The organism is Xanthomonas sp. NCPPB 3583 (assembly GCF_041475715.2).
In the GTDB taxonomy this organism is placed as follows: domain Bacteria; phylum Pseudomonadota; class Gammaproteobacteria; order Xanthomonadales; family Xanthomonadaceae; genus Xanthomonas; species Xanthomonas euvesicatoria.
The window spans coordinates 3,909,003-3,928,652 of record NZ_CM191263.1; the positions used below are offsets into that span (position 1 = coordinate 3,909,003).

General features: G+C 66.3%; 12 protein-coding genes. 5 read left to right on the forward strand and 7 right to left on the reverse strand.

From position 1 onward, the window contains the following. Positions 1-12 precede the first annotated feature (12 nt). Positions 13-3,015 (reverse strand): two-component regulator propeller domain-containing protein, encoded by a 3,003-nt coding sequence (locus ACCQ07_RS16850; RefSeq protein ID WP_372363478.1) that lies wholly within the window; start codon positions 3,013-3,015, stop codon positions 13-15. Between the two features lie 217 nt (positions 3,016-3,232). Between ACCQ07_RS16850 and ACCQ07_RS16855 the strand changes: the two genes are divergently transcribed. The 3 genes from ACCQ07_RS16855 (at position 3,233) to ACCQ07_RS16865 (ending at position 6,074) form a co-directional block, all read left to right on the forward strand. Beyond that, entirely contained in the window at positions 3,233-3,886 is a 654-nt protein-coding gene (locus ACCQ07_RS16855; RefSeq protein WP_003483364.1) for a TetR/AcrR family transcriptional regulator, read from the forward strand. 128 nt (positions 3,887-4,014) lie between these two features. Further along, a complete protein-coding gene (locus ACCQ07_RS16860; protein ID WP_011348526.1) occupies positions 4,015-4,671 on the forward strand; it encodes a protein-L-isoaspartate O-methyltransferase family protein in 657 nt (218 codons plus the stop codon). Positions 4,672-4,691: 20 nt separating this feature from the next. Next, entirely contained in the window at positions 4,692-6,074 is a 1,383-nt protein-coding gene (locus ACCQ07_RS16865; protein ID WP_011348527.1) for a TolC family outer membrane protein, read from the forward strand. 266 nt (positions 6,075-6,340) lie between these two features. Here the strand turns inward: ACCQ07_RS16865 and waaA are convergent, their stop codons facing one another. Continuing rightward, the gene (waaA, locus tag ACCQ07_RS16870) at positions 6,341-7,657 is read right to left on the reverse strand and encodes a lipid IV(A) 3-deoxy-D-manno-octulosonic acid transferase (RefSeq protein WP_071117224.1); all 1,317 of its coding nucleotides are present in this window, start codon (positions 7,655-7,657) and stop codon (positions 6,341-6,343) included. 291 nt (positions 7,658-7,948) lie between these two features. Between waaA and ACCQ07_RS16875 the strand changes: the two genes are divergently transcribed. Then, positions 7,949-8,869 carry an LpxL/LpxP family Kdo(2)-lipid IV(A) lauroyl/palmitoleoyl acyltransferase gene (locus ACCQ07_RS16875; protein WP_008573681.1) on the forward strand — a complete coding sequence of 307 codons (921 nt, stop codon included), beginning with the start codon at positions 7,949-7,951 and terminating at the stop codon, positions 8,867-8,869. A 92-nt stretch (positions 8,870-8,961) separates the two neighbouring features. Here the strand turns inward: ACCQ07_RS16875 and ACCQ07_RS16880 are convergent, their stop codons facing one another. Genes ACCQ07_RS16880 through ACCQ07_RS16890 form a run of 3 tightly spaced genes read right to left on the reverse strand, consistent with a single transcriptional unit; the run spans position 8,962 to position 11,594 of the window. Continuing rightward, on the reverse strand, positions 8,962-10,293 hold the full coding sequence (locus tag ACCQ07_RS16880) for an O-antigen ligase family protein (RefSeq protein ID WP_372164315.1): 1,332 nt from the start codon (positions 10,291-10,293) through the stop codon (positions 8,962-8,964). After that, positions 10,274-11,386: a glycosyltransferase gene (locus ACCQ07_RS16885; RefSeq protein ID WP_127172418.1), complete on the reverse strand. Its 1,113-nt coding sequence runs from the start codon at positions 11,384-11,386 to the stop codon at positions 10,274-10,276. Before ACCQ07_RS16885 ends, ACCQ07_RS16880 begins: the two co-directional genes overlap by 20 nt. A 10-nt stretch (positions 11,387-11,396) precedes the next feature. Further along, entirely contained in the window at positions 11,397-11,594 is a 198-nt protein-coding gene (locus ACCQ07_RS16890; protein WP_008573675.1) for a zinc-finger domain-containing protein, read from the reverse strand. Between the two features lie 312 nt (positions 11,595-11,906). Between ACCQ07_RS16890 and ACCQ07_RS16895 the strand changes: the two genes are divergently transcribed. After that, the gene (locus ACCQ07_RS16895; RefSeq protein WP_372363479.1) at positions 11,907-15,269 is read left to right on the forward strand and encodes a GH92 family glycosyl hydrolase; all 3,363 of its coding nucleotides are present in this window, start codon (positions 11,907-11,909) and stop codon (positions 15,267-15,269) included. A gap of 365 nt (positions 15,270-15,634) precedes the next feature. On the opposite strand, the gene ACCQ07_RS16900 is transcribed toward ACCQ07_RS16895, so the two are convergent. Together ACCQ07_RS16900 and ACCQ07_RS16905 are read right to left on the reverse strand one after the other, a co-directional pair. After that, positions 15,635-17,944, reverse strand: coding sequence for an NADP-dependent malic enzyme (locus ACCQ07_RS16900; RefSeq protein ID WP_008573671.1), 2,310 nt, complete (start codon positions 17,942-17,944; stop codon positions 15,635-15,637). 196 nt (positions 17,945-18,140) lie between these two features. Continuing rightward, a complete protein-coding gene (locus ACCQ07_RS16905) occupies positions 18,141-19,514 on the reverse strand; it encodes a dicarboxylate/amino acid:cation symporter (RefSeq protein WP_003483384.1) in 1,374 nt (457 codons plus the stop codon). Between the last annotated feature and the right edge of the window lie 136 nt (positions 19,515-19,650).

The following is a 19,650-nucleotide window of genomic DNA, read 5'->3' on the forward strand; positions in this document are numbered from 1 at the left end:
CTCAGCAACGTCTTACGGCCCGATCAAACGATCCCGCCCCTGCCGCTTGGCTTCGTACAGACGATGGTCGGCCAACGCCAGCAATTCGCGCCGGCTGGGCGCCTCCTCGCTCATCGCCATGCCCATGCTGGCGGTACAACGCACGGTCATGCCCTGCGCATCGACTTCGATGTCGGCCAGTCGCTGTCGCATGCGCTCGAACAGCGCGCGCGCCTGTACCGCATCCAGCCCGGTGGCCGCCAGCAGGAATTCTTCGCCACCATGACGCGCGGCAAAGCAGCGCGCCTGATCCTGCTCGCTCAACACCTCGCCGATGGCCGACAGCACCGCATCGCCAACCTCATGGCCGTAGTCGTCGTTGATACGCTTGAAGTGATCGATATCCATCAACGCCAGCGCCAACGCCGCGCCACCGGCGTGCGCCTCATCGAACCATTGCTGCAGTACACGCTCGGCTTCGCGCCGGTTCGGCAGCGCCGTCAGCACGTCGTGGCTGGCGCGGTATTCCAGCTGGCGCATCAACGCTTCGCGTTCCTGGCTGGCCTGCTGCAGCGCCAGGTTCTTGTCGCTCAGTTCGCGCGTGCGCCGGTCGATGACGGTATTGAGCTGGCGCTGACGCAGGCGATAGCTGGCGGTACGCCACAGATACAACCCGTAGATCACGCTGGCCAGGCCGAGGATGCCCAGGCCGATCACTTCGCCGCGGCGCCACCACGGCGGCGCCAGTTCGATGACCAGGCTGGCTTCGCCCAGCAGGTCGTTCTGCCGCCAATCCACCGGTAGCGACATCGCTTGCACGCGGAAGCGGAAACGGCCCGGCGGCAAATTGGTGTAGACCGCTTCGCTGGCATTGTCGGCATCCACCCACTCCGGGTCGAAGCCCTCCAACCGGTAGCGATACCGCACCTTGTCCGGGCCGCGGAAATTCAGTCCGGCATACACGATCGCGATACGCCGGGTCTCGGCGCCGAACCGGTGCGGGCCACTGAGCGGCTGCACCATGCCATCGACCAGCAGGCGCTCGAAGACGATCGGCACCCGATGGCCTTGTAAGGTACCCACGCGGGCCGGGTCGATCACGCCCAGGCCTGCGGCGGTGGGGAACAGCAACTGCCCGGACTGGGTCAGCCAGCCAGCCGGCGCGCTGCTGCCGTTGCCCTGGTTGCTGGGCATGCCGTCGCTGCGGTCGACCACTTCCACGCTCAATTGCTCGCGCGTGCCCGCATCGAGCTGGTCGAAGTTATCGCGTGCGATGCGGAACACCCCGTGGTTGCTCGACAGCCAGAAATAGCCACGGCCGTCGTCGATCACGCGAAACACCTTGTCGCGCGGTAGCCCGACCCGGTGGTCGTAGACGCGGAAGCTGTCGCCGCGCAACCGCAGCAGGCCGCGATCGCTGGCAATCCACACATCGCCAGCGGCATCGCGCAGGAAATCGAAGGCGTTCTGCCCGGGGAAATCCTGCTCGCCCAGCCAGGCGCGGGTACTGCCGTCCGGCGACAGCGCAGTCACGCCGCGATCGGTGCCGATCCAGACGATGCCCTGCGCATCGCGGTACAACACCTGCACCGAGCCATCCGGTACGCCGTCGGCTGCGGTGTAGCGGCGTGCCTTGCCGTTGCGCCACCGCACCAGCCCGGCGGTGGTGCCGATCCACAGATCGTCGCCGTCCGGCAACACCGCACGCACCGACATGGAGGGCAGGCCATCGGCCGCGCCGATGCGCACCAGCACGTGGCCTTGCGCGTCCAGACGCACCACGCCCTGGCTATAGGTACCGGCCCACACGCCGCCATCGCCAGCATCGGCCAGCGCCAGCACCGATTGCTCGAGCACGCGCCCTCCTTCGCTGGGCGACAGCGACACGCGGCTGATGGTGCCCTCGCGCCAACGATCCAGGCCGACGGCATTGCCCACCCACACCGTGCCCTCGCCGGTCTGCAGCACGCAGCGCACGTAGTCCGAACTCAGACCCTCGTCGTGGGTGACGCCGTGCGCGGCGCCCTCGGCAATGCGGAACAGCCCGTGGGTGCTGCCGACCCAGATCAGGCCTTCGGCGTCTTCCAGCAGCGCCGGGCTGGCGACGCCGGAAATGGCGATCTGCTCGTCCGGGTCGTTCGGCCCGCTGTGCACCACCAGCGTGCCCGAAGACAGGCTCATCCACAGGTGCCCGCGGCGGTCCAGCAACACCGAGTCCACGCGTTGGCCCTGGCGGAAACGCTGCAGGCCACCGCCACGGCTCCACCACCACACGCCATCGTCGCCGGCGACCAACAGGCCGCCCTGACGGTCGCTGGCCAGCCGCCGCACCGGCGCATCGCGCATCCCGTGCCCCCTTCCCCAGGCCATCGCCTGGACGCCATCGTGCGGCAGCCTATACAGCCCGACCTCGGTACCAACCCACAGGTCGCCGCGTTCGTCCGCAGACAATGCCGTGACGCGCGCGCGCGGCAAGCCGGTCTGGCGGCCGACGTCGACCACCCGCCCGTCGCCCTCGATGCGGTACAGCGTCTGCGGCGTGCCCACCCACAGCGCGCCATCGGCACGCCGCAGCAGGGCGCTGACCGCAAGATGCCGCGCCGACGCATCGCCCAGTTGCTGCCAATGACCGTCCTGATAGTGGTAGACGCCGTCGAACGCAGTGCCGAACAGCATGCCGCCGGTGCTGTCGCGAACCACCACAAATACCCCGCCCAGCTCGACGCCGGGAGTGTTCTGGCGGTCGTACACGGTGAAATCGCGCCCGTTGAAGCGCGCCACGCCTTCCCAGGTACCCAGCCAGATCAGCCCGTCTTCGCCCTGGGCCACCGCGTGCACCAGGTTGTGCGGCAGGCCGTCGTCCATGTTCCAGCGCGTGACGGTGTGGTACGCGGCGTGCTTGAGCACCTGCGCGGCCGCGGGCCAGGCGTTGAGCAGTGCGCAACACAACAGCAGCCACAGCCACGCCTGCCCGATCCGCCGCACGCACGTGCTGCGAACGCAGCTTATGTGCGCCTGCGTACCGCCCCTTCCCACGCTCCCCGTCCCCTCGTCCGTGCTCGCTGGAGATACCTGCCCGTATGCACCGGCAGGCCTACGGCCAATTTATCACCGGGGTTTTTGTGCTGCCTTCGGTGGATCCCTGACAGCTGCCGGGAGCGGCACGACACCGGGAACCGGGCAGGCGGAACCGTTAACGTAGCGGTCGGGCGCCGAGTATAAATATAGAACCCGATGGTCTAGTATTGACGGCATGTCCAGCTCGTCCCCCCTCAATTCCAAGACCAAGAGCAATGGCCCTGGTCGTCCCAAGGATCTTGGAAAGCGTGCCGCCATCCTGGGTGCCGCCCGCACCATGTTCATGGAGCAGGGCTATGCAGGGGTCAGCATGGATGGGATCGCCGCGCAGGCCGGCGTCTCCAAACTGACCGTGTACAGCCACTTCGGCGACAAGGAGAGCCTGTTTTCCGAGGCGATCCGCGCCCAGTGCCAGCACATGATGCCGGACGACCTGTTCGATCACGCCCCCAAGGGCGCATTGCGCGACCAGCTCACCGAGATTGCCCATGCGTTCTTCGCCATGGTCAGCACCGAATCGGCCATCTCCACCCACCGCATGATGATGGCGCCCGGGACCGGCGACGTGCATATCCGCGAGATGTTCTGGGATGCAGGCCCCAAGCGCACGCAGCGGGCGCTGGCGGATTTCCTGTCTGCGCGGGTGGCCGACGGCCAGCTGGAGATCCCGGACGTGGCGCGCGCTGCCTCGCAATTCTTCTGCCTGCTCAAGGGCGAGCTCTACGCCTTGATGATGTGCGGCCTGCACGGCCAGCCCACCCGCGCCCAGGTCAATGAGCACATCGACACCAGCGTGGACTTCTTTTTGAGGGCCTATGCGCCGCGCTGAGCGCCCCCGGCCTTTGGTGGCGATGACTTCCGGCACTGCGCCGGATGGCAGCGCGCGGCGATGCTAGATGCGCCAGGTGCCTCGCGCACCGGTAAAATGTTCGCCCCACCGCGTTGGATACCCGCACCATGACGATCGATTTCACCCAGGCCCGCGAAAAGATGGTCGAGCAGCAGATCCGGCCGTGGGACGTGCTGGACCTGCGCGTACTCGACGTGCTGGCGCGCATGCCGCGCGAAGCCTTCGTGCCGGAGGCCTACAAGACGCTGGCCTATGTCGACGTGGAAATTCCGCTGTCGGCCGGTCACAAGATGATGAAGCCGGTGGTCGAAGGCCGCATGTTGCAGGCACTGGACCTGCAACCGGGCGAGGACGTACTGGAAATCGGCACCGGCAGCGGCTTTGCCACCGCCTGCCTGGCCGCACTGGCGCGCGAAGTCCTCAGCCTGGAGATCGACCCGGCGCTGGCCGCGGCTGCGCGCGCCAATCTGGACCGCACCGGCCTGGGCAGCAACGTCCGTATCGAAACCGCCGATGTCTTCGGCTGGCAGAGCGAGCGTCGCTTCGACGCCATCTGCGTGACCGGCGCGGTCCACACGCTGCCCGTCCAGTGGCTGCAGTGGTTGCGCCCGAACGGCCGGTTGTTCGTCGTGCGCGGTCACGACCCGGTGATGGAAGCGGTCCTGGTCCGTGGCGAGGTCAACGCCCCGCGCATCGAATCGTTGTTCGAAACCGACCTCGCCTATCTCCAGGGCGCCGCACCGACGCCCCGATTCCAATTCTGATTCCCAAGGAAGCTCCCCCGATGATCCGCCGATCCCTCGTCCTGGCCCTGGCCGCCGCCCTGTCTCCGATGGCTGCGCACGCCACCGACCTGCTGCAGGTCTACGAAATGGCCCGCAACGGCGATCCGCAACTGGCCGTGGCCGAGTCCACGCGCCTGGTCAATCGGGAGGGTCAGGTGCAGGCGCGTGCGGCGTTGTTGCCGCAGCTGGACGGTAGCGCCGGCTACACCCAGTCGCATCGTGAGCTGGAGGGCGTCGATGGCCGCTCCACGACCAAGCAGCGCCAGTACGCGATTCAGGGCAGCCAGACCATCTTCAATTGGGCGCAGTTTTCCAACCTGCGCGCGCAGCGCGAAGTAGCCAAGGCTGCGGATTTCACCCTGGCATCGGCCAACAACGACCTGATCACCCGCACCTCGGCAGCGTATTTCCAGGTGCTGGTGGGGATCGAGTCGCTGGCGGCAGCCGAGACCAACGAGGCGGCCGCAAAGAAGCAGTTCGACTACGCCGACAAGCGTCTGGAAGTGGGTCTTGCACCGATCACCGACGTGCACGAGGCCCGCGCCCAGTACGACCAGGCACGGGCAGACACCATCAACGCGCGCAATACGCTCAAGGACTACTACCAGGCACTGACCGAGCTCACCGGCCAGCCTGTGGTCGGCTTGCGCGCATTGCCAGATGAGTTCCGCCCCGAAGTACCGGCCGCCTACAGCAACGTGGATCAATTGGTTGCCACCGCGATCGCCGACAATCCGGCGCTGAGGGCGCAGCAGTTGCAGGTCAGTGCTGCCGAGGCGCAGGTCAGTGCCGCCCGTGCCGGCCATCTGCCCACGCTGAGCCTGGGTGCCAATGTCGGCCGCAGCAATAGCTGGGGTGGTCAGGGAACGGTGGATGAGGCGGCGGGCAACTTCACCACCGCAGGCCGCGACATCGACACCGATTCCGTGGGCATCACGCTGACGATCCCGATCTTTGCCGGCGGCGCGACCCAGTCGGCCGTGCGTCAGGCACTGTCGCAACGCGATATCCAGCAGGACACCTACGAGCAGCAGAAGCGCGCGCTGGATCGCAACACCCGCAATGCCTACCAGACCGTTGTTGCCGGTATCAGCGAAGTGGAAGCCCGCCGCCTGGCCGTGGTGTCGGCGCAAGCCGCCTACGACGCCTCGCAGGTGGGTCTGGAAGTGGGCACGCGCACCGTGCTGGACGTGGTGCAAAACCAGCGCACGCTGTTCCAGGCGCAGCTGAATTACGCACAGTCGCGTTACAACTTCCTGCAGAACCGCCTGCTGCTGGGCCAGGCCATCGGCAAGCTCGACATCACCGATCTGCAGGACGTCAACCGCCTGCTATCGCAGGACGCCGAATCCAAGCTGCAGGGCAGTGGGTCGTTGCAGTAAGGCGAGCTGGATGCGCAAAAAAAAAGCGGTCCGAGGCCCGCTTTTTTTTGCGCGATGCAACCGCATGCGCACCTGTCGTGACGGCGGCTGCAAGTGCGCTAACCCGGCCACGCAGGCGTGCAGCATCCGGTGCAAGTGAACCCACCACGCGTCTCGCTGCCCGGCGCAAGTTCTCACCGTTGAGCGCAACGAGGGCTGCACGCCGGCGCCAGGCTCGGCGGAGTGCGGCACGCCCATGCACGCAGCCACGCAGCGAGCGACAAACCTCATGCCACAACGCCCGCGCTCGCCAGCGGCGGCAGATCGGCAGCGATCTGCACCAAGGTGCGGGCCACCGCGCCCTTGCCGTTGGCGACCAGCGCCAGGCCTGCAGTGGTCATCGCCTCGCGTTGTGCGGGGTCGGCGAGCAGGCGCGCCAAGGCCTGGTAGACGCACTCGGCATCCTCGCAGATGACAACCGCATCGGCTTGGCGCATGCGCCGCGAAATCTCCGAGAAGTTATGCAGATGCGGGCCAGTGATTGCCGGCGTTCCGACGGCGGCCGGCTCAAGCAGGTTATGCCCGCCGATCGGCTGCAGACTGCCACCGACGAAAGCCACCTGCGCGCACGCATAGAAGCTCATCAGCTCGCCCAGGGTGTCGATGACGAATACCTTGTCGCCCGCCTGCGGCCATTGCTGCGCCTTGCGCGTGGCAACGCGCCAACCGCGCTCGCGTGCCAACGTCTCGACCTTGGGAAAGCGCTCGGGATGGCGCGGTGCCCACAACAGCAGCAAATCCGGAAATTGCAGCAGCAACCGTGCGTGGATATCGGCAACGGCGGCCTCTTCGCCTTCGTGCGTGCTGGCGGCGATCCACACCGGGCGCGTGGCTGGCACGTGCATGCGAAACTGCGCGACCAACGCCTGCAATTGCGCTGGCGCGGCGATATCGAACTTGAGATTGCCCAGCGCGATCACCTGATCCGGGCGCGCGCCCAGGGTGACGAACCGCTCAGCATCGTCCTGCGACTGCGCCGCCACGCAGGTGACGGTGCGCAGCGCGCGACTGATCAACGGCGCCAGCAACCGATAGCCGCGCAACGAGCGCGCAGACAACCGTGCGTTGAGGATGTACACCGGAATCTGGCGATCGCGGCAGCCGAACAACATGTTTGGCCACAGCTCGGTTTCCAGGATCAAGGCCAGGCGCGGGCGGAAGTGTTCGAGAAACCGCCCCACGCTGCCCGGCACGTCGTAGGGCAGATACACATGGTCCACCGCATCGCCCCACAGCGCGCGCACGCGCTCGGAGCCGGTGGGGGTGATGGTGGTGATGACCCAACGGATATCCGGGCGCTGCGCTCGTAGCGCATTGACCAGCGGCGCGGACGCGTTGACCTCGCCCACCGACACCGCATGCACCCACACCCGCGGGCGCCCGCAGGCGTGCGTGTAGGACGCATAGCGCTCGTTCCAGCGATTGAAGTATTCGCGCACGCGGAAACCGCGCCACACCAGGTGGTACACCGTGACCGGCAACAACAGGTAGAGCAGCGCCGAGTACAGCCCGCGCAACAGCCATTCGATCGGATCTTTCCGCATCCGTGCAGGATACGGGAGCGTCCGTGCGTGCGCATGTGCACGCTGCCTGCTGGGCGCAATCCCTTAGAGCGTGTTATGCACGTTGGGGTGAGTGCGAAGCGTCTTGTGGCGCGTCGAGACACCGCGTGCGCCTTGCCCAGGCGACCAGCCTGGGCAAGGCGCGCAACGCAGTATCGGTGTGCCACAGGGCGCTCCCGGAGGGTTGGCCGTCAGCGGCGCGGAGCGGGCACCGCGCCGCTGACGGCCAACGCATCTCATCTCAAAGTGCATCACACGCTCTAGAATTGACGCATGTCCGAGCCCGCCAACGTCGCCGTCCGCCCTTCCCTGCGCAACCCCAAGCACTGGCCGATGTATCTGGGCCTGGCGGTGATGGTGGTGGCAGGGCGCCTGCCCTGGACGCTGCAACGTGCCGTGGGCCGCGGCGTGGGCTGGATTGCCATGCGCCTGGCGGGCACGCGTCGGCGCGCGGCCGAGGTCAACCTGAAACTGTGTTTCCCCGAGCAGGACGATGCCTGGCGGGCGCGGCTGTTGCGCGACAGTTTCGACGCGCTCGGCGTGGGCCTGTTCGAGTTCGCGCGCGCCTGGTGGGGCAGCATCGATGTCATTCGACCAGGCGTGCAGATCGAGGGCCTGGAGCATCTGCAGCAACTGCAACAGCAAAAACGTGGCGTGTTGCTGGTATCCGGCCACTTCATGACGCTGGAAATGTGCGGGCGCCTGCTATGCGACCACGTGCCGCTGGCCGGCATGTACCGCAGGCATCGCAACCCGGTGTTCGAGTGGGCGGTCAAGCGTGGGCGCTTGCGCTATGCCACGCACATGTTCGCCAACGAAGACCTGCGCGCCACCATCAAGCATCTCAAGCGCGGCGGTTTTCTGTGGTATGCGCCGGATCAGGACATGCGCGGCAAGGACACCGTGTTCGTGCCGTTCTTCGGACATCCCGCCTCCACCATTACCGCCACGCATCAGCTGGCACGGTTGACCGGCTGCGCGGTCGTGCCGTACTTCCATCGTCGCGAAGGTGGCCGTTACATCCTCAAGATCGCACCGCCGTTGGCCGACATTCCGTCCGATGACGTCATCGCCGATACCACGCAGGTCAATGCCGCCATCGAAGACATGGTACGCGAAGCGCCGGACCAATACCTGTGGATCCATCGGCGCTTCAAGCGTCAACCGGGTGGACGTAGCGATTTCTATCGCTGACGCCGGCTCGGCGAACGCCTGCAACGCATGTGTGGGCGTTGCCGCCGCAGCTCGCAAAAGGGAGGAAGTGCCGATCAACCGCATGCGCCACGCTACTGCGGCGCGCGGTCCGCATCGTCGTTGAGCAAGGCGCCGGCATACAGCCCGGCCAGCATCAGGCTCAGCCCGCCCCAGAAGCTGGAATAGAACGCCAGATGGGTGTTGAACGGAAACACCGTGGCCACCAACGCAATCATCGCCGGCCGCGCCTGCTCGCGTGCCACCACGCTTGAGTAGCGCCACGCACGCCATGCCTGCGCCGCGCCAGCCAGCCACAGCAGCAAGCCGATCACGCCGGTTTCGGCCAGGATCTCGAGCATGATCTGATGCGCATGAAAGGCCGGCCCGCCGCCCCAGGCCGGCGCTTGGCCAGGTGCCGGATTGCAGGCCGGATAGGCCTGCCGGAACCCGCGCACGCCTACGCCGTTGAGCGGATGCGCGCGGATCATGCACAGCGACGCGCCCCAGATCTGGGCACGCCCGGACAAGGCCTGGTCCACGCCCTGTTCGCCATTGCCGAACGCCAGCGTGGTGCGCTGGATGCGCTCGCGCGCCTGTGGTGCCACCGCCACCACCGCCACGGCCAACAGTGCGCCGACCACCGCCGCGGCCAGCAAACGACGCCCGCCCAGCAGCTGCCAACCGGACAGCAGCATGATCACGCCATAGGTGATCCACGACGCGCGCGAGCCGGCCAAGACCAACACAATGCCGACCGCCGCCGCGCCGACAAGCCAGGCCAAGACATGACGCCGCCCCAACGCCAGCAACAGGAACGGCGACAGGCTGGCCAGGGTCTGCCCGAATTTCAGATTGCAGGGGCCCAGCACGCCGCTCAACCGGTCCACCAGCGCCAGTTCCTGGGCCGTGCACAGGCCATGGCCGCTGATCAGCTGCTTGATCTGATCGATGCCAAAAAACAACGGGCTGGTGCCGAAGGCGGCCTGCAGCAACGCGTCCAGCGTCCACACCCCACCGATGACCGCCAGCCCGGTAAAGGTGCGACCCCGACGCTGTGCATTGGCCACGGCGATGGCGCATAACCACATGAACGGCAGGTAGCGCAGATCGGTGGCCGACTTGCGTAGTGCGCGGCCGGCATCCATCGCGTCGAACGCCGACAGCATCTGCGGCAACCAGTACGCCAGGAACAACACGCTGGTCAGCGCCCAGGCTGCGCCGCTGAGCAGGCGCGTGCCGCCGCGAAAGCGCGCGTGCAACAGGCGGTACGCCGCGAACAACGCGCCCAGCGACAACACCGTTTCGGCCAGGCCGGGCGTAGGCCATAGCGCCACGAACACGATCACCCACAGCGGCGCCCAGCGGCCGGCATCGGGCGTCAACACGGGCGCCCGCGGGAGGGCCTCAGCGGCGGAGTTCGTCATAGACCTTCAGGGTGGCCGTTTGCATGGCCTGCAACGTGTAGGGGATCACGGCCGGCGCTGCCGGGGCGTGCTGCAGCAACTGCAGCGCCTGCGTGCATAAGGCGCGGGCATCGAAAGCGGCGACCGCACCACCGGGCTGCAACTCGGCCAGCAATTCGCCAACACCGCCGTGTGCCCAACCCAGCACCGGACGGCCGACCGATAGCGCCTCCACCACGGTGCGACCGAAGGCTTCCGGCTTGCGCGAAAGCTGCAGCACCAGATCGCTGGCCGCATAGGCCTCGGCGATGCGGGCAGTGGGCTCGGTCAAGGCGATTGCCTCGGCAATGCCCAGCCTCGACGCTTCTGTCTCCAGCTCCCGCACATATGCCTCGCGCCCGGGCTCGCGTGCGCCGGGCAACCACAAAAAGGCCGGCACGCCGGCTGCTCGGATGTCGGCGAGCAGCTGCAGGCCATCAGCATGCCCCTTCAGGCGCGTGCCGCGGCCCGGCAGCAATAGCAGCGGTGCATCGGCCGGCAGAGCGGGCAGCAGCGTCTGTGCCCAAGCACGTGCGCGGCGGTCCGGCTGCAGCCGGCGCGGGAACTGCGCGATATCCACCCCACGCGGAATGGTGCGCAGCCGCGCCGGATCGGTCTGCGGGTAATGCGTGCACACGTATTCGCGCACCGTCTTGGACACGCAGATCACGCGCTCGCCGTAGGTCATCACTGCGCTGTAGCGGCTAGGCGAATTAAGCCCGTGCACGGTGGTCACCAGGCGCGGCCGCGTTGCCTCGGGCATGCCGCGCAGCGCGTACCAACCCAGCCAGGCCGGCAGCCGCGAACGTGCATGCACGATGTCGGCCCCGAGTTCGGCGAACAAGCGACGCAAGCCGATCACATGCCGCAGCGTCAGCAACGATTTGCGGCCGATCTCTAGGGTGAGATGCTCGCCACCCACATCCAACAGCGGCTGCACCAGGCGTCCGCCGGCCGACACGACGACGGCGCGATGACCGGCGCGCACCAGCGCGGCAGCGATTTCCAGGGTGGAGCGCTCGACGCCGCCGGACTGCAGTGCCGGCAGCAGTTGCACCACGGTCAGGCGGTGCATCCGGCCAGTATCAGTCGGCGAGCACGAACAGCGCGCCGCAATACGGGCACTTGGCTTCGCCGTTGGGCTCGTCTTCGATCGGCAGGTACACGCGCGGATGCGAGTTCCACAGCGCCATCTGCGGCGTCGGGCAGCTCAGCGGCAGGTCGCCGCGGTGCACGGTGTAACGCTTTTCGGCATTGGCGGGCGCGGTGGCGGTCTGGCTCATGGCGGTGCGATCGGAAGGCAAAGGCAGAGCGCGGATTCTAGCAGCCCGCGTGGTGATCGGCCCATCGACCGGGCGGTACAGGCCCGCGCGGGGGTGAGTTGCAAGAGTTGCCAATCCAATCGCCGAGGCCGCTATGGAATCGGCGATTCTGCAGCAGCCCCCAATCGGCGGCGCGACAGCGCAACGACACCGCACCGCGCATGCCGCCTATCATCGGGAGCCGGCGTCTATCCAACCGGCGACGTGAACCATACCGGGCGCAACATCGGCCCAGCGCACGTGCCGTTACGTGCCCCAAGGAGACACTGCCCCGTGACCTTGCCTGTTGTCCTGCTGCATAAGCGTGGTCTGCCGCGCACCATCGCCATTGCCCTGTTCTGTCTCGCTGCGCTGCCGGCGATGGCCGCCACGCACTTCGCAAGCGCGTTCGAGGACGGTGACCCCTCACCGATGCCGGTGACCGACACTGCCGTGCAGGTTGCCGTCGGCGCCGGCCCGGCAGCGCCGTACGCCGCCAAGCCAAATGCCGGCTACAGCGGGGCGCATGCGCTGCGTTACGCGAGCAACGGCGCAGGTGGGCGACGCGCGTTGTTCACCACCGATCTGCTGATCCAGACGCAGACCACGCTGTCGTGGATGGTCTTGCCGGAAAGTGTCGGCAACGACCATGTGGCATCCACGTATGTCTCGCTGGACCTGCTGCTGGACGACGGCACACATGTCTCTGCCAGCGCAGCGCGCGATCAACATGGCGTGGCATTGGGTGCGCAGGCGCAGGGCGATTCGAAGACGCTGTACCCGCAACAGTGGGCGCGCAAGCAGGTGCGGTTGGGAGATGTGCCCGGGCTGCGTGGGCGGCGTGTGCGTGCGATCGAACTGGACGTGGCGCCGCCTGCGGGCGCGCGCGCTGCCGGGTGGATCGACGATATCACCATTGCCGAGGTGCCGCTGGCAACGCCGGCGCGGCCCTCGGATCGGGTGCTGACCACGCGCGGCACGCAATCCAATGGCACGTTTTCGCGCGGCAATAATTTTCCCGCGACGGCCGTGCCGCACGGTTTCAACTTCTGGACGCCGGTCACCGATGCGGGAACGCTGACCTGGCTATATCGCTGGAACGAGCACAACGGTGCAGACAATCGCCCGCGTCTGCAGGCGCTGTCGCTGAGCCATCAACCGAGCCCGTGGATGGGCGACCGGCAGACGTTTCAGGTGATGCCCTCGCTCACTGCCGGCGTGCCGGACGCCGATCGCAGCAGGCGTGCACTGGGGTTTTCGCATGACGACGAACAGGCCCGCCCCTATCGCTACGCCGTGCAACTGGACAACGGCATCCATGCCGAGATCGCACCGACCGATCACGCGGCGCTGTTTCGTTTTCGCTTCCCGGCGCGGGGCGATGCCAACCTGCTGTTCGACAACGTGGACGCGCGCGGCGGGCTAAAGTTGGATGCTGCGACCCAGACACTGTCCGGTTACACCGATGTGCGCAGCGGTTTGTCGACGGGCGCAACGCGCATGTACGTCTATGCCAGCTTCGACAGGCCCTGGCACAGCAGCGGCCTGCTCGACACTGGCCGCCCGACCGGATGGATCAAGTTCGATGCCGGCAGCACGCGACAGGTGCAGATGCGCATTGCCACTTCGCTGATGTCGGTGGATCAGGCAAAACACAATGCAGAACTGGAAATTGCCGCAGACGCGAGCTTCGAGCAGGTCGCCGCGCGCGCGCAGGAGGCCTGGGATGCATTGCTGGGGCGCTTCGAAGTGCCCGATGCCACTGCCGACCAGGCAACCACGCTGTATTCCAACCTGTACCGGTTGTACCTGTATCCGAACTCGGCGCATGAAAACGTGGGCACTGCGACTGCCCCGGATTGGCGCTACGCCAGCCAGAACAGCTGGTCGGACGACACTATCGACGGCAGCGCGGTGCGCAGCTTCGCACCGATCCGCGATGGCCGGGTGTACGTCAACAACGGGCTGTGGGATACGTTTCGCACGGCCTGGCCTGCGTATGCGCTATTTGCGCCCGATGATGCCGGCGCCCTGGTGCAGGGGTTTGTCGAACAATCCCGGGCGGGCGGCTGGATTGCGCGCTGGTCGTCGCCCGGTTATGCAGACCTGATGGTGGGTACCAGCTCGGATGTGGCGTTTGCTGATGCCTGGCGAAAAGGCGTGCAAGGCTTCGACCCGGCCGAGGCCTACGCCGCTGCACTGAAGAACGCCACGGTCGTTGCGCCGGACCGGCATGTCGGGCGCAAGGGCATGGCGCGCTCGACCTTCCGCGGCTATACCGATACCGACACGCATGAAGGCATGTCGTGGTCGATGGAGGGCGCCCTCAACGACTTCGGCATTGCCAACATGGCCGAGGCGTTGTCCATCCAGGCCAACACTGCCGCAGCGCGCGAGCGCTATGCGACCGAAGCGCTGTATTTTCGCTACCGCGCAGCCGGGTATGCGGCGCTGTTCGACCCGGCGGTCGGCTTCTTCCAGGGGCGCAAACCCGACGGCACGTGGCGCGTGGACGCGGCGCAGTACGATCCACGCGTGTGGGGCAACGATTACACCGAATCCAGCGGGTGGACGTTTGCATTCACCGCGCCACACGATGGCGAAGGCCTGGCTACGCTCTACGGTGGCCGCGCGGCACTGGCCGCCAAGCTGGACATGTTTTTCGCCACGCCCGAGACTGCCCAAGCGCAGTTTGCAGGCTCGTATGGCAACACCATTCACGAGATGACCGAAGCACGCGATGTGCGCATGGGCATGTACGCGCACAGCAACCAGACTGCGCACCACATTCCATGGATGTATTTGTATGCAGGGCAACCGTGGAAGACACAGCGCATTACGCGCGAAGTTCTGGCGCGCCTGTACTTGGGTAGCGAGATCGGCCAGGGTTACCCTGGCGACGAAGACAATGGCGAGATGTCGGCGTGGTATCTGTTCGCTGCGCTGGGGTTGTATCCGTTGCGGATGGGAGCGCCGGAGTATGTGATCGGCTCGCCGCTGTTCAAGCAGGCGCGCGTGCGCTTGCCGGGCGGCGGTACGCTGACGATCAATGCGCCGCAGAATTCGCCGGAAAATGTGTATGTGCAATCGCTCAGGCTCAACGGCAAGCCATGGCGCAAGACCTGGTTGCCGCATGCGGCGATCGCCAAGGGTGCCACGCTGGACTTCGAGATGGGGCCCACGCCCTCGCGCTGGGGCAGCGCACCAGAGGATGTGCCGCCGTCGTTGACCGCGCCAGGCAAGCGCCCTGCCCCGTTGCGTGACCTGCTGGGTGCCAGCGCACGCGTGACGCAGGCCGATGGTCGCGCGCTGACGGCTTTGCATGACGACGATGCGGGCAGCGCGAGCGCGGTGTCGCCCGCCACGGTGCTGACGTTGAGCGGTCTTGATCGCGGTGAGGCCATGCTTTACACCGTGACCAGCGGCGACGCTGCGATTGCGTCGGCCGCGTGGACGCTGGAAGCACGCACTGCAGGAGGCACGTGGCGCCTCGTCGATACGCGCCGCGAGGAGCGCTTTCAATGGCCACTTCAAACGCGCCCGTTCCGGATCGCGACGCCCGGTTCGTATGCGGAGTATCGGCTGCATTGGACCGCGCCTGCGCGTGCACAGGTGGCGGAGATCGAGTTACTGGGTGCGGTGCCGGATGGGCGCTGAGGACTGAGGTTTTGGGCGTGATCGCTGGGATGATGACGCCCCGCGACGCCTGCTGTTTGCGTCGCTCGTCAACGTTTTGGATGGTCGACGCTGAGTCGCTGCCAAGGGTAGGCCGTACCCTCACCCCAACCCCTCTCCCGCGGGGAGAGGGGCTTGTGGGTTATTGCTGCAGACTGGGGACTAAGAGCAGCTAACAAAACTACTGCGCTACGTTTTGTTAGCCGCTCCAAGTGCCTGGGCGCCTTGCAACACCCTATCGAGGAAGACACTTCTCGGCCGTTGTCTTGCCGGCCGAGCGCTTGCTGCTTCAAATCAAGCAGCACTCGGCCAAGTCTTGGACACCTGGCAAGTCTGAACATCTCGAGTCAGTCGGTGCCCTTGTCGGCTGCCGCCTTTTCCGCATCGCGCTGCCTGCGGATCTGCGCATCCACCGCTGCGATGGCGGTCATGTTCATCACCCGGCGCGAGGTGGCGCTGGTGGTGAGGATATGCACCGGCTTGGAGATGCCCATCAGGATCGGGCCGATCGCCACGCCATCGGTGAACACGCGCACCAGGTTGTAGGCGATGTTGGCCGCTTCCAGGTTCGGCAACACGAACAGGTTGGCGCGGCCCTTCAAGGTGCTGTTGGGCATGATCTGCTTGCGTAGCGCCTCGTCCCAGGCGGTGTCGCCCTGCATTTCGCCGTCGATGTTGAGCTCGGGCTTGCGCTTGAGCAGCGCTTCGCGCACCTGGCGCATCTTCAGCGCATCGCGCGAGTCGTGGCTGCCGAAGTTGGAGTGCGACAGCAGCGCGATATTCGGCTCGATGCCGAACAGCTTGAGGCGGTACGCGGCCTGCAATGTGGCTTCCACCACCTGCTCCACCGTCGGGTCTTCCTGCACGTGGGTGTCCAGGAAGAAGAACACGCCGAGCTGGTTGATAACGCCGGTCATCGCCGAGGTGGAGCTCACCCGCGGTTCCAGCGGGATCACGCTGCGCGCGTAGCCCAGCTTCTTGTGGAAGCGGCCAACCACGCCGGACAGCATCGCGTCGGCTTCGCCGCGCGCCACCATCACTGCCGCGATCAGGGTCGGGCGCGAGCGCATCAACTCCTTGGCCGCGGTGACGGTCACGCCACGACGCTCGGTCAGCGCGTGGTAGTACTGCCAGTAATCGTTGAAGCGGGGGTCGTCGAGGATGTTGGTGATCTCGAAATCCACGCCGGCGGTCAGGCGCAGGCCCATGCGTTCGATGCGTGCTTCGATCACGTCCGGGCGGCCGATCAGGATCGGGAAGGCCAGGCCTTCGTCGACCACGTTCTGCACCGCGCGCAGCACCACTTCTTCCTCGCCCTCGGCATACACCACGCGCTGCTTGTCGGCGCGCGCGCGGTCGTAGACCGGCTTCATCATCAGGCTGGTGCGGTAGACGAACTGGCCGAGCTTGTCGCGGTAGGCCTCCATGTCGGTGATCGGGCGCGTGGCCACGCCCGAATCCATGGCCGCCTGCGCAACCGCAGACGACAGTTCCACCAGCAGGCGCGGGTCCAGCGGACGCGGAATCAGGTAGTCGGGGCCGAAGCTCGGGGTCTCGCCGCCATAGGCCGCACCCAGGTCGGAGGCCTCGCGCCGCGCCATCGCCGCGATCGCCTTGACGCAGGCGATCTTCATTTCCTCGTTGATGCCGGTGGCGCCCACATCCAGCGCGCCGCGGAACAGGTACGGGAAGCACAGCACGTTGTTGATCTGGTTCGGATAGTCCGACCGACCGGTGCCGATGATGCAATCCGGGCGCACCGCCTTGGCCACTTCCGGGGTGATTTCCGGATTGGGGTTGGCCAGCGCGAAGATCACCGGCTGGCGCGCCATGCTGGCGACCATCTCCGGCTTGAGGATGCCGGCGGCCGACAGGCCCAGGAAGATATCGGCGCCTTCGACGATTTCGGCCAGGGTGCGCTTGTCGGTATCGCGGGCGTAGCGCTGCTTGTCCGGGTCCAGATCGGTGCGGCCGGTGTGGATCACGCCATCGCGGTCCAGCGCCAGGATGTTCTCCGGCTTCAGGCCCAGCGATACCAGCATGTTGACGCAGGAAATGCCGGCCGCGCCCATGCCGGTGGTGGCCAGCTTGACCTCTTCGATCTTCTTGCCAGTGACCACCAGCGCATTGAGCACGGCGGCGCCAACGATGATCGCGGTGCCGTGCTGGTCGTCGTGGAACACCGGGATGTTCATGCGCTCGCGCAGCTTGCGCTCGACGATGAAGCATTCCGGCGCCTTGATGTCTTCCAGGTTGATGCCGCCGAAGGTCGGCTCCAGGCTGGCGATGATGTCCACCAGCTTGTCCGGGTCGTTCTCGTTGATTTCGATATCGAACACGTCGATGCCGGCGAACTTCTGAAACAGCACGCCCTTGCCTTCCATCACCGGCTTGGAGGCCAGCGGGCCGATGTTGCCCAGGCCCAGCACCGCCGTGCCGTTGGTGATGACCGCCACCAAATTGCCGCGCGCAGTAAGCTCGCTGGCCTGGGTGGCATCTTCGACGATGGCCTCGCAGGCGAACGCCACGCCCGGCGAATACGCTAGCGACAGATCGCGCTGGGTCAGCATCGGCTTGGTCGCGGTGACCTTGATCTTGCCGGCCGGCTGCTGGCGGTGGTAGTCGAGGGCGGCCTGTTTGAAGTCGTCGGTGGACATCGGTGGTGTGGTTCTCGAAGGCGCAGGAGGCTGAATTCTACCCTCCTGCCTGAACAAGGGCCTGTCGCGCAGCTGTCAGCGCGGCAGGGAAATCACGGATGCGGCGTGGCGCGCAGCGCAGCCGGCGTGGAGGCCAGACAAGAACGGCCCTGCATCCCGTCGCTAACACCGACGGAAGACAGGGCCGTAGGAAGCATCAACGCAGGCTGGCAGGTGCCACGCCGGGTTGGCCGACCGGGGCCAGCAGCGGCGGTTCGCCGCCGTCCAGCACCAGCTTGAGCCGGTCGCGGTCCAGGGCGTTTTCCCAGCGCGAGACCACCACGGTGGCCACCGCGTTGCCGATGAAGTTGGTCAGCGAGCGGCATTCGCTCATGAAACGGTCCACGCCCAGAATCAGCGCCATGCCGGCCACCGGCACTTCAGGCACCACGGCCAGCGTGGCGGCCAGGGTGATGAAGCCGGCACCGGTGACGCCGGCCGCTCCCTTGGAGCTGAGCATCGCCACGGCCAGCAGTGCGATCTGATGGCCCAGGGTCAGTTCGGTATTGGTGGCCTGGGCGATGAACAGCGCCGCCAGCGTCATGTAGATGTTGGTGCCGTCCAGATTGAACGAGTACCCGGTTGGCACCACCAGGCCCACCACCGACTTCTCGCAACCGGCCTTTTCCATCTTCTCCATCAGCGACGGCAACGCCGACTCCGACGAGGACGTGCCCAGCACCAGCAGCAGCTCGGCCTTCAGGTAGCGGATCAGCTTGAGGACCGAAAACCCGCACAGCCGGCTCACCAGCCCCAGGATCACCAGCACGAACAGCAGGGATGTCAGATAAAACGAACCCACCAGCCAGGCCAGGTTGACCAGCGACTCCACGCCGTACTTGCCGATGGTGAAGGCGATGGCGCCGAAGGCACCGATCGGGGCGGCACGCATCAGGATGTGTACCAGCTTGAACACCGGGGCGATCAGCGCTTCCAGCAGGTTCAGCACCGGCTTGCCGCGCTCGCCCACCAGCGCCAGCGACACGCCGAACAGCACCGCCACGAACAGCACCTGCAGGATGTTCGGCCCGGTCAGCTTGCCGTTGACGACCTGATCGCCGGTGAACGCGCCGATCAGCGAGTTGGGGATGATGTCCATCAGGAAGCCGACCAGGGTCAGGTCATGCGACTTCTCGACGTAGCTCTTGACCGCACTCTGGTCCAGATCGGCCGGATTGATGTTCATGCCGGCGCCGGGCTGCACCACATGGGCAACCACCAGACCGACCACCAGGGCCAAGGTGGAAAAGAACAGGAAGTAGGCCATCGCCTTGCCGAACACCCGGCCCACCGTCTTGAGATGGGTCATGCCGGCGATGCCGGTGACGATGGTCAGGAAGATCACCGGGGCGATGATCATCTTCACCAGCTTGATGAACGCGTCGCCCAGCGGCTTGAGGCTTTCGGCGAAGGCGGGCTCGAAATGGCCCAGCAGGGCACCGAGAACGATCGCCACCACCACCTGAAAATACAGTTGGCGATAGAAGGGGACGGATGCCGGCAGGGGGCCGGCAGGCTTGCTGATGTGCATGACACCACTCCGAGAGACGAGAGAGGGTGCCGAGCAGGCACCCGTTGCACGCATTCTGGCCGCACGTCACAGCCCCGGCCGATAGCCCATTGGTACTACCCCGTGTCCAGCGGCTGAACGGGGGCTTACACTTCAG